The following is an 8772-nucleotide window of genomic DNA, read 5'->3' on the forward strand; positions in this document are numbered from 1 at the left end:
TTCGCCTTTACAGGTGCAGCGCCTGGGAGATCGAGCGCCGCCCGCGCGGCGCATCGCGAGCTGCGCTCGCTCCTACAGGGGGCGTGGGCTGGACCAACCCCCTGCGAAAGCGAGCAGCGAGCTACTTCTTGTGCTTGGCGAACGCGGCTTCGAGCGCTTCATTGACGGTGCGCAGCACCTTCACCCGGGCCCAGCGCTTGTCGTTGGCCTCGATCAGCGTCCAGGGCGCGATCTCGCTGCTGGTGCGGTCCACCATGTCGCCCACGGCCTGGCTGTAATCGTCCCACTTGTCACGGTTGCGCCAGTCGTCCTCGGTGATCTTGTAGCGCTTGAACGGGGTCTGTTCACGTTCCTCGAAGCGCTCCAACTGCGTCTGGGGGTCGATTGCCAGCCAGAACTTCACCACCACCACGCCGGCATTCACCAACTGCTCTTCGAAGTCGTTGATCTCGCTGTAGGCACGCATCCAGTCGGCCGGGCTGCAGAAGCCTTCCACCCGCTCGACCAGCACCCGGCCGTACCAGGAGCGGTCGAAGATGGTGAACTTGCCCCGGGCCGGGATGTGCCGCCAGAAGCGCCACAGGTATGGCTGGGCGCGCTCTTCTTCAGTGGGGGCGGCGATGGGTACGATGCGGTATTGGCGCGGGTCCAGCGCGGCTGCCAGGCGGCGGATGGCGCCGCCCTTGCCGGCGGCATCGTTGCCCTCGAAGGCGGCTACCAGCGCGTGCCGGCGCATGCGCTTGTCGCGCAGCAGGCCGGCCAGGCGCGCCTGCTCGGTCACCAGCTGCTCCTGGTAGTCCGCTTTGTCCAGGCGCAGGGTCAGGTCCAGGGCGCCCAGCAAGCTGCGCTCATCGATGCTGCGGCCCAAGGGCGCGACGTTGCCCTGGTGCTTGCCTTTGGGGTTATTGGCCAGGGCGGCCTGCAGGCTTTCGAGCAGAATGCGCCCCACCGCCAAGCTGCGGTAGTGGGGGTCTACGCCCTCGACGATGTGCCATGGCGCGTAGTCGCGGCTGGTGCGGCGCAGCACACGCTCGCCAAACCGCACGAAGCGGTCATAGGTGTGCGACTGCTGCCAGTCCAGCGGGCTGATCTTCCAGCTGTGCAACGGGTCGTCCTTCAGGGATTTCAACCGCGCCTTCATCTGCTTCTTGGACAAGTGGAACCAGAACTTGATGATCAGCGCGCCTTCATCGCACAGCATCTGCTCCAGGTGCTCGGCGCCCGTGATGGCCTGGTCCAGCACAGCGTCCTTGAACACCCCATGCACACGGCCCTGCAGCATCTGGCTGTACCAGTTGCCGAAAAAAACCCCCATGCGCCCCTTGGGTGGCAAGGCCCGCCAGTAGCGCCAGGCCGGTGGCCGCGCCAGCTCTTCGTCGGTTTGCTGGTCGAAGGTGAGCACATCGATCATGCGCGGGTCCATCCACTCATTCAGCAGCTTGACCGTCTCGCCCTTGCCGGCGCCCTCCACGCCATTGATCAGCACGATGACCGGGAAGCGCGCCTGCTGCTTGAGTTCGTACTGGGCTTCGAGCAGGGCCTCGCGCAAGGCGGGCACCTCAGCGTCGTACGTTTCCTTGTCGATACTGTGGCCGATTTCGGCGGATTCGAACATGCATGGGCTCCTTTGATGGATAACCAAGATTAGCGGAAATCAAGCGGCAAAAGGCTAGCGGCAAGCTGCAAGTTGTGAGCTGCAAGTTGCGGGGGTTAGCTGCAAGAAAAGCTTGGTCATGCGAACATCTGCGCTTCTCTTGCAGCTTGCCGCTCACCCAGACATGACCGGAACTACCCTCCTTCAGCACGCCCAGATTGATTGGGATGACCAGGGCCGCCCGCATTCGCGGCAGTACGACGATGTGTACTTCGCCGTTAACGAAGGCATTGATGAAACGCGACACGTGTTTCTCGGACAAACGCGCCTGGCTGAACGTTTCACTGCCTTGGCCGCCCATGACTGCCTGGTAATCGGCGAAACCGGCTTTGGCACGGGCATGAACTTCTATTGCGCCTGGCAGTTGTTCGAACAGCACGCCACGGCAGGCGCCCGCCTGCACTTCGTCAGTGTCGAAAAGTACCCGCTCAGCCACCACGACATGGCCCGCGCGGTCAGGCTGTGGCCAGAACTGGCAGCCTTTGGCGAGCCGCTGCTGGCGCAGTACGTGGCCGTACACCCGGGTTACCAGCAGTTCACCTTCGCTGAAGGCCGGGTGACCCTCACCTTGCTGGTGGGGGATGTGCTTGAACAACTGCCGCAGCTCGATGCCCAGGTCGATGTGTGGTTCCTCGACGGTTTCGCCCCGGCCAAGAACCCCGACATGTGGACGCCTGAGCTGTTCGCCCAGTTGGCCCGGCTTTCACACCCCGGCACGGTGCTGGGCACCTTCACCACCACCGGGTGGGTTCGGCGCAGCCTGGTGGAGGCCGGGTTTGCCATGAAGAAAGTGCCCGGCATTGGCAAGAAGTGGGAGGTGATGAGTGGCGCCTATGTAGGGCCGGAGGCCGACAGCACGGCACCTTGGTACCGCCGCCCGGCCTCTGCCCCAGGTCCCAGGCAGGCGCTGGTGATTGGCGCCGGGCTGGCGGGCAGCAGCACGGCGGCCAGCCTGGCCCGGCGCGGCTGGCACGTCACGGTGCTGGAGCGTCATGCCGCGCCTGCGCAGGAAGCCTCGGGCAACCCGCAAGGGGTGCTGTACCTCAAGCTTTCGGCCCACGGCACCGCGCTTTCACAGATGATCGTGGCCGGTTTCGGCTACACCCGCCGCCAACTGGAGCACCTGCAGCGCGGCCAGGATTGGGACGCCTGCGGGGTGCTGCAACTGGCATTCCACGCCCAGGAGGCCGAGCGCCAGCGCAAACTGGCGGCTGCCTTCGACACGGGCCTGCTGCAACCACTCTCGCAAGACCAGGCCCAGGCCATTGCCGGGGTAACGCTGCCGTCAGGCGGCTTGTTCTACCCTGAAGGCGGCTGGGTGCACCCGCCGGCGTTATGCAGGCAGCAGCTGCAACACCCGCGCATCCGCACCATCACCCACCAGGAGGTGGCCGAGCTGCGCAAGGTCGATGGGCTGTGGCAGGCCTGGGGCGGTGAGGGCTTGCTGGCAAGCGCCCCGGTGGTGGTACTGGCAGGTGCCGCGGACGTACGCCGCTTCGCGCCCTGTGCAGGCCTGCCGCTCAAGCGCATTCGCGGCCAGGTTACCCGGCTGCCGGCCACGCCAACCAGCCGTGCACTGGGCACGGTGCTGTGTGCAGAAGGCTATGTAGCGCCGCCACGCGGTGATGAACACACCTTGGGCGCCAGTTTCGATTTCCACAGCCAGGACGTGGCACCTACCCTGGAAGAACACCAGGGTAACCTGAAGCTGCTAGATGAGATCTCCACCGACCTGGCCGAGCGGCTGGGCGCCCATACCCTGGATGCAGCGCAACTACAGGGGCGCGCGGCCTTCCGCTGCACCAGCGCCGATTACCTGCCGATCGTCGGCCCCCTAGCCGACCCCGAGGCATTCGCCGACGCCTACGCCGTGCTGGCGCGCGATGCCCGGCAGCAGCCCCAAGTGCCCTGCCCCTGGCTAAACGGCCTCTACGTGAACAGCGGCCACGGATCTCGCGGGCTGATAACCGCACCGTTGAGCGGCGAACTGGTGGCCGCCTGGGTGTGCGGGGAGCCACTGCCCTTACCGCGAACCGTGGCCGAGGCCTGCCACCCAAACCGCTTTGCGCTGCGCAAATTGATCCGCGGTAAATGACCAAAGTGTGGGTTATGCGCCTACCGACACACCCAGCCTTATAACCGATCGTTCTAAAACTCTCACAAAGCACATGGGTCAGTTCCAGAAGGTGCCCTAATCCGGGGCACCCCCTCCCCAACGGAAAAACCGGTAAGGACTTATGTGCGGATTAGCTGGAGAATTGCGTTTCACCCCCCTCGGCCAAGCCCCTCGCCCAGCCGACCTGGCTGCTGTAGAGCGCATCACCCATCACCTGGCGCCACGCGGCCCGGATGCGTGGGGCTTTCATAGCCAGGGGCCGATTGCCCTTGGCCACCGTCGCCTGAAAATCATGGACTTGTCCGACGGCTCTGCCCAGCCAATGGTAGACAACACCCTGGGCCTGTCCTTGGCTTTCAACGGCGCCATCTACAACTTCCCGGAGCTGCGCCAGGAGCTACTGGACCTGGGCTACAGCTTCTGGTCCGACGGCGACACCGAGGTGTTGCTCAAGGGCTACCACGCCTGGGGCGCGGCCCTGCTGCCAAAACTCAACGGCATGTTCGCCCTGGCCATCTGGGAGCGCGACAACCAGCGCCTGTTCCTAGCCCGTGACCGCCTGGGTGTGAAACCCCTGTACCTGTCGCGTAACGGCGAGCGCCTGCGTTTTGCCTCTACCCTGCCGGCGCTGCTCAAAGGTGGCGATATCGACCCGATGCTGGACCCGGTCGCCCTCAACCACTACCTGAACTTCCATGCCGTGGTACCGGCACCGCGCACGTTGCTGGCCAACGTGCAGAAGCTGGAGCCAGGGACCTGGATGCGCGTCGACCGCCACGGTGAGGTAGAACGCCAGACCTGGTGGCAACTGCAGTACGGCCCCAACCCCGACGAGCGTGACCTGGACCTGGAAGGCTGGACCACTCGCGTGCTGGACGCGACCCGCGATGCCGTGGCCATCCGCCAGCGCGCTGCGGTGGACGTCGGCGTGCTGTTGTCTGGCGGCGTCGACTCCAGCCTGCTGGTGGGGCTGCTGCGTGAAGTGGGCGTGGAGGACTTGTCCACCTTCTCTATCGGCTTCGAAGATGCCGGTGGCGAGCGCGGTGACGAGTTCCAGTATTCCGACCTGATCGCCAAGCACTATGGCACCCGCCACCACCAGTTGCGCATCGCCGAGCACGAAATCATCGACCAGCTGCCAGCGGCCTTCCGCGCCATGAGCGAGCCGATGGTCAGCCATGACTGCATCGCCTTCTACCTGTTGTCCCGGGAAGTGGCGAAACACTGCAAGGGCGTGCAAAGCGGCCAGGGCGCCGATGAGCTGTTTGCCGGCTACCACTGGTACCCCAAGGTGGATGGCGCCGATGACGCTTTCACGGCTTACCGCGAGGCGTTCTTCGACCGCAGCCATGCCGAGTACCGTGACACGGTGCAGGCGCCCTGGCAGTTGGACAACGACGCGGCCGGTGACTTCGTGCGTGAGCATTTTGCCCGCCCCGGTGCCAGCGCTGCCGTTGACAAGGCCCTGCGCCTGGACAGCACCGTGATGCTGGTGGACGACCCGGTCAAACGGGTGGACAACATGACCATGGCCTGGGGGCTGGAGGCGCGCACCCCGTTCCTGGACTACCGCCTGGCTGAGCTGTCGGCCCGCATTCCCGGGCGTTTCAAGCTGCCCGATGGCGGCAAGCATGTGCTCAAGCAGGCGGCTCGCCGTGTGATCCCTCACGAGGTGATCGACCGCAAGAAAGGCTACTTCCCCGTGCCTGGCCTGAAGCACCTGGAAGGCGCCACGCTGGGTTGGGTACGTGAATTGCTCACCGACCCCAGCCAGGACCGGGGGTTGTTCAACCCGGCCATGATCGACCGTTTGCTGAGCAACCCCCACGGCCAGCTGACCCCGTTACGCGGCTCCAAGCTCTGGCAGCTGGCCGCGCTGAACCTGTGGCTGACCGAACAAGGACTCTGACCCATGAAAGCCCACGAAACTGCCTATGGCCAGCGCCTGCTGCGCGGCCAGGCGCCCTCGTACGAGCGCCTGCAGGCACGCCTGGCGGGCGATGGCAGCGAGCCTCAACACCAGCCCCGTGCCCTGCACTGCGGCTGGGGCCGGCTACTGATCGGCCACACCTACGCCGACCCGGCCAAGCTCGCAGAAGATCTGTTGGGCGAATGCCGTGGCGAGCGTGATATTGCGCTGTACGTGGCGGCCCCCCAGCAGGTGCTGGCCCATGCCCCGCAGCAGCTGTTTCTTGACCCTTCCGACACCCTGCGCCTGTGGTTTACCGACTACCGCCCGGCGCAACGGGTGTTCCGCGGCTTTCGCGTGCGCCGGGCGCAGAATGACGGCGACTGGCAGGCCATCAATACCCTGTACCAGGCACGCGGCATGCTGCCCGTCGACCCTGAACTGCTTACCCCCCGCCACTTGGGCGGCCCGGTGTACTGGCTGGCCGAGGATGATGACAGTGGCGCGATCATTGGCAGCGTGATGGGCCTGAACCACGCCAAGGCCTTCGACGACCCGGAAAACGGCAGCAGCCTGTGGTGCCTGGCCGTAGACCCGCACTGCACGCGCCCCGGGGTGGGCGAAGTGCTGGTGCGTCACCTGATCGAACACTTCATGAGCCGGGGCCTGGCCTACCTGGACCTGTCGGTGCTGCACGACAATCGCCAGGCCAAGCGCCTGTACGAAAAGCTGGGGTTTCGCAACCTGCCCACCTTCGCCGTCAAGCGCAAGAATGGCATCAACGAGCGGCTGTTTCTGGGCCCTGGCCCGCAAGCCGACCTCAACCCCTATGCGCGCATCATCGTCGACGAGGCGCTGCGCCGGGGTGTGGAGGTGCAGGTCGATGACGCGGCGTCGGGCCTATTCACCTTGAGCCTGGGTGGCCGCCGCATCCGCTGCCGTGAATCGCTCAGCGACCTGACCAGCGCCGTGACCATGACCCTGTGCCAGGACAAGCGCCTGACTCAGCGGGCATTGGGTAACGCAGGCTTGCAAGTGCCGGCGCAGCAGTTGGCGGGTAACGCCGATGAAAACCTCGCATTTCTCGAAGAGCACGGCGCGGTGGTGGTAAAGCCAGTAGATGGCGAGCAAGGCCAGGGGGTAGCGGTCAACCTCACCACCTTCGAAGACATCGCCCACGCCGTCGAGCAGGCGCGCCAGTTCGACAGCCGCGTGCTGCTGGAAAGCTTCCACGCTGGCCACGACCTGCGCATTCTGGTGATCGGTTACGAGGTGGTTGCAGCCGCCATTCGCCACCCGGCGCAGGTAACCGGCGATGGCACGCACAGCATCCGCGCGTTGATCGAAGCCCAGAGCCGCCGGCGCCAGGCCGCGACCGGTGGTGAAAGCCGCATTCCGCTGGACGATGAAACCGAACGCACGCTGGTAGCGGCAGGCTATGGCTATGACCACATTCTGCCTGCCGGCCAGCAGCTGGCGGTGCGTCGCACTGCCAACCTGCACACGGGCGGCACCCTGGAGGATGTGACGGCAACGCTGCACCCCGTGCTTGCAGAGGCGGCCGTAAAGGCTGCCCGGGCGTTGGAGATTCCCGTGGTCGGCCTGGATTTCATGGTGCGCGATGCCGCCCAGCCGGACTACGTGATCATCGAGGCCAACGAACGGGCCGGGCTGGCCAACCATGAGCCGCAGCCCACCGCAGAGCGTTTCATCGATCTGCTGTTCCCCCACAGCCGGCCTTTGGGCTGACACACGATACCAGCGCCGTAAGTGGAGGCCCGAAACCGGCCGCCGCTGCACGAACGCTGACCACTTTTCAAGACCACGACTGGAGGCCAGGACATGTCTGAGCGACATCCCGAACCCGATCTCGAATACCTTAAGCGTGTACTGCTGGAGATGCTTGCCATCCCCAGCCCTACCGGCTTTACCGACACCATCGTGCGTTACGTGGCCGAACGCCTTGACGAGCTGGGCATCCCCTTCGAGCTGACCCGGCGCGGCACCATCCGCGCCACCCTCAAGGGCCGCCAGAGTTCGCCAGACCGTGCGGTATCCGCGCACCTGGACACCATCGGCGCCAGCGTGCGCCAACTGCAGGACAACGGCCGGCTGGCGCTGGCACCGGTGGGCTGCTGGTCCAGCCGTTTTGCCGAAGGCAGCCGGGTGAGTGTGTTTACCGATACCGGTGTGTTCCGTGGCAGCGTACTGCCGCTGATGGCCAGCGGGCATGCGTTCAACACCGCCATCGACCAGATGCCGGTGAGCTGGGAGCACGTGGAGGTACGGCTGGATGCCTATTGCACCACACGGGCAGATTGCGAGGCCCTGGGCGTGAACATTGGCGACTTCGTGGCCTTCGACCCGTTGCCCGAATTCACCGAAAGCGGCCACATCAGCGCCCGCCACCTGGACGACAAGGCCGGTGTGGCGGCATTGCTGGCTGCACTCAAGGCCGTGGTGGAAAGTGGCCGCCAGCCGCTGATCGACTGCCACCCACTGTTCACCATCACCGAGGAAACCGGCTCCGGTGCTGCTGGCGCCCTGCCCTGGGACGTCAGCGAGTTCGTGGGTATCGATATCGCCCCTGTGGCCCCGGGGCAGGCCTCCAGTGAGCATGCGGTGAGTGTGGCGATGCAGGATTCGTCGGGGCCCTACGATTACCATTTGTCCCGCCACCTGCTGAAACTGGCCGGTGATTACGAGCTGCCGGTGCGGCGCGACCTGTTCCGCTATTACTTCAGCGATGCCCATTCGGCGGTGACGGCGGGGCACGACATTCGTACGGCACTGGTGGCCTTTGGCTGCGATGCCACACATGGGTATGAGCGTACCCACATCGATAGCCTGGCAGCGTTGAGCCAGTTGCTGTCGGCCTACTTACTGAGCCCGCCTGTGTTTGCCAGTGATTCCCAGCCGGCCAATGCTTCACTGGAGCGGTTCAGCCACCAGCTGGAACATGATGCGCAGATGGAGAGCGATACGCGGGTGCCGGCGGTGGACAGTTTGGTGGGCAATAAATAAGGTTGGCGATGGGGGCGGGGGGTTTTTTGGGGGGGGGGGGGGGGGGGGGGGGGGGGGGGGGGGGGGGGG

Annotated in this window: 5 protein-coding genes; 4 read left to right on the forward strand and 1 reads right to left on the reverse strand. The window is 65.3% G+C overall.

Annotation, left to right across the window (positions count from 1 at the left end):
• Window positions 1–121 precede the first annotated feature (121 nt).
• Window positions 122–1615, reverse strand: coding sequence for a polyphosphate:AMP phosphotransferase (pap, locus tag IAE36_RS23225; protein WP_028634685.1), 1494 nt, complete (start codon window positions 1613–1615; stop codon window positions 122–124).
• A gap of 163 nt (window positions 1616–1778) precedes the next feature.
• Between pap and mnmC the strand changes: the two genes are divergently transcribed.
• From mnmC to IAE36_RS23245, 4 genes are all read left to right on the forward strand, one after another.
• Complete coding sequence (gene mnmC / locus IAE36_RS23230) at window positions 1779–3749, forward strand: bifunctional tRNA (5-methylaminomethyl-2-thiouridine)(34)-methyltransferase MnmD/FAD-dependent 5-carboxymethylaminomethyl-2-thiouridine(34) oxidoreductase MnmC (protein ID WP_201214948.1); 1971 nt, start codon at window positions 1779–1781, stop codon at window positions 3747–3749.
• A 142-nt stretch (window positions 3750–3891) separates the two neighbouring features.
• Entirely contained in the window at window positions 3892–5679 is a 1788-nt protein-coding gene (locus tag IAE36_RS23235) for an N-acetylglutaminylglutamine amidotransferase (protein WP_028634683.1), read from the forward strand.
• Between the two features lie 3 nt (window positions 5680–5682).
• Entirely contained in the window at window positions 5683–7428 is a 1746-nt protein-coding gene (ngg, locus tag IAE36_RS23240) for an N-acetylglutaminylglutamine synthetase (protein ID WP_201214949.1), read from the forward strand.
• Window positions 7429–7521: 93 nt separating this feature from the next.
• Complete coding sequence (locus tag IAE36_RS23245; RefSeq protein WP_201214950.1) at window positions 7522–8703, forward strand: osmoprotectant NAGGN system M42 family peptidase; 1182 nt, start codon at window positions 7522–7524, stop codon at window positions 8701–8703.
• The last annotated feature ends 69 nt before the right edge of the window (window positions 8704–8772 follow it).

Source organism: Pseudomonas sp. S36 (genome assembly GCF_016647875.1).
Lineage (GTDB): Bacteria > Pseudomonadota > Gammaproteobacteria > Pseudomonadales > Pseudomonadaceae > Aquipseudomonas > Aquipseudomonas parafulva.